The following is a 2,531-nucleotide window of genomic DNA, read 5'->3' as shown; positions in this document are numbered from 1 at the left end:
GTATTTTATTCTAAGTATTTTTTAATTGTAAAGTATTTTTTAATTGTAGTCTTGTATTTTGAGTGTCATTCGCGTGGTATTTTTGTGGATTGATGGTTTTTGAAAGGTTTTTGAGGTGGTGAACGAGGGCGCGCAGATCTGGAACAGCCGGGCGGCCAACGTGCGGCTGGTGCCGGTGCCGGCCGGGCGCACCCCCAACATCCGGGTGTACGCGGACAACGGCTGGCCGCGCACCTACAGCACCTCGCTCGGCAACGGCCGCTGGTACATGGGCCGGCAGGCGGTGAACCAGGGCTACTACCCGCCGCGCATCGCGGCGCACGAGTTCGGTCACATCCTCGGGCTCCCCGACCGCCGCACCGGCCTGTGCGCCGACCTGATGTCGGGCAGCAGCGCGCCGGTGTCGTGCACCAACCCGAACCCGAACGCGCGGGAGACCGCCCAGGTCAACGCGAACTTCCGCGGCGCGACGGTGGCCGGCCCGGCCCGCACCTACGTCTGGCAGCCCGCGGCCTAGGCAGGCGAAGGCGGCGCGCCGTCGGCGAGCAGCTTGCTGAACGCCTTCGTGAAGATCTGCAGCCCGGACAGGCCCGGGAAGGAACTGAGGTTGCCGTCGAGGCGACGTGCCTCGGCGGTGCCCTCGGGGCCGCTCATGATCTGGCCGAAGACGAAGCGGACCTCCGAACGATCCATGATGGTCGAACCCACCGGCGCCCACGCGTGGTTGAGCAGGAACCGCGTGATCCGCTGCGCCTTGCGGCTGGCGGCCAGCCGCTTGCGGGCCTGGGAGGCGTAGAACGCGACGTGCTTGGTCTCCTGCTGCGCGATCCGGCGCAGCAGCTGGGCCAGCACCGAGTCGGTCGCCAGCGCGGCCATCCGCCGGTACGCGGACACCGCCGTGAACTCGTTGGCCGCACCCCACGACATGTGCACGGCGATGAAGTCCGGCCCGACCAGCCGCCCGAGGATCGACTGCCCCGCCGGGTCCAGTGCGTCCTTCCACCCGAACTTCAGCCGGTTCGCCTTCAGCTGGTCGAAGTCCACCTCGATGTCGTGCACCCGCAGGACGGCCGCGAGCGCCTCGCCGTGCCAGAACTCCTCCCGGTTCCAGGTCACCATGAACCGGGCCACGTCGTCGTCGGCATGCGACGGCGTGGTGAGCAGATCGCGGGTGTAGCAGATGGTGTGGTACTCGACGTCGGTCATGTAGCGCAACGTGCGCAGAGTGTCGGCGGGCAGCGGATTGTCCCGGAAGTGGTCGAGGTCCAGATCGTCGAATCGCACCGCGCGGGAGGTGGCCGCGTACTCGTCGATGTCGAAAGCCATGCGGAGAACCTAAGGCCCCGGGCGGGCGGAAGTCATCAGGATTCGGATCACGGAACCGTCGACCGCCGCCAGCCCGGGCAGTCCGGCGACGCGGGCGCCGATCGCCTCGGCCCGGCCGCGTCCGTCTGCGCCGCCGAAAACGGTCCGGGCGAACCGATCGCGGTCGGCCGCCGCACGGCGCAGCGCGCCGATCGGCCACACCGCATGCCGCAGCGCGCTCCGGGTCAGGCGGGCGGCCCGCCCGGACTCCCGCAGGCGCCGGTCGGCCTCGGTGGCGAAGAACTCGTGATGCCGCAGACGCACCGCGGTGATGCGGTCGAGCACCTTCGTCAGGGTGCTGTTGCCGGCGCGCTCGGCCACCGCTTCGTACGCGGCCGCCATCACCCACTCGTCGACCAGGCCGAGGGTCACGTGCGCGGCCACCACGGCCTCGCCCTGCCGGATCGAGCCGAGCGCCCGCCACAACGGGCCACGCCGGGCACGCCGCTCCGACAACCGGCGCCGGGGCTCACCCTCGGGCGACTCGCCGGCGGCGGGCTCGCCGTGCGCGGCCAGCACAGCGTTCAGCGCGTCGGCCAGCCACTGCCGTTCGTACGCCCAGGTGACCAGGAAGGCGGTGACCCGGGCATCCTTGTGGGTCGCGGTCATCAGCACGTCGCGGAAGTGGTCCATGCTCGCTCCCTCGACCCTGGCGAGGAAGCGGACCTGAGCCCGGTCGACGGTGGTGAGCGGCTGGGTGGCGAACAAGTCGAGGTCGAGCTCGTCGGAGAACCGGCCCTGTGCGGTCCGGGTGAAGGCACGGACGTCGAAACCGCCCGGAACTTCAGTCATGGACGGCACAGTAGGCCGCCGCCCGCGCGCGGTCGAGCACTTCGGCGACAGGCATGCCGGCCTGCTCGGCGACGGATCGGGCCTCGTCGTACTCCGGCTGCACCGTGACGACCTGCGATCCGAGCCGGCCGCGCTTCACCGCGATGGGCCGGCCGGCCACTGTGACCTCGATCTCGTCGCGGTGCAGAGCGACCCGCCGGACGTCGTGCACGCGCAGCCCCAGCGTGGTCGTCTCGGTGAAGACGAGCCGGCACACGACGTCGAGCCGGGCCGGGTCGACCAGCACGGTCAGCACCTGACCCGGCCGGCCCTTGCGCATCAGCGCAGGCGTGCACCAGGCGTCCGCCGCGCCGGCCGACCGCAGCCGGTCCAGC

At 70.1% G+C, this 2,531-nt stretch carries 4 protein-coding genes; 1 reads left to right on the top strand and 3 read right to left on the bottom strand.

Annotated elements, in window-relative coordinates; all coding sequences use genetic code 11:
- Positions 1-115: 115 nt before the first annotated feature.
- On the top strand, positions 116-517 hold the full coding sequence (locus tag AB0M20_RS37780; RefSeq protein ID WP_364305632.1) for a snapalysin family zinc-dependent metalloprotease: 402 nt from the start codon (positions 116-118) through the stop codon (positions 515-517).
- Here AB0M20_RS37780 and AB0M20_RS37775 read toward each other — a convergent pair.
- From AB0M20_RS37775 to larC, 3 genes are all read right to left on the bottom strand, one after another.
- On the bottom strand, positions 514-1,326 hold the full coding sequence (locus AB0M20_RS37775; RefSeq protein WP_364305631.1) for a hypothetical protein: 813 nt from the start codon (positions 1,324-1,326) through the stop codon (positions 514-516). The two genes, AB0M20_RS37780 and AB0M20_RS37775, sit on opposite strands and share 4 nt — an antisense overlap.
- Before the next feature lie 9 nt (positions 1,327-1,335).
- Entirely contained in the window at positions 1,336-2,157 is an 822-nt protein-coding gene (locus tag AB0M20_RS37770; RefSeq protein WP_364305629.1) for a hypothetical protein, read from the bottom strand.
- Positions 2,150-2,531, bottom strand: a 382-nt coding sequence (larC, locus tag AB0M20_RS37765; protein WP_364305628.1) for a nickel insertion protein, incomplete at its 5' end; no start/stop codon positions are given. The genes AB0M20_RS37770 and larC, both read right to left, overlap by 8 nt.

This window comes from Actinoplanes sp. NPDC051633 (assembly GCF_040681735.1).
GTDB lineage: Bacteria > Actinomycetota > Actinomycetes > Mycobacteriales > Micromonosporaceae > Actinoplanes.
This window is presented reverse-complemented; position numbering and strand designations above follow the sequence as displayed.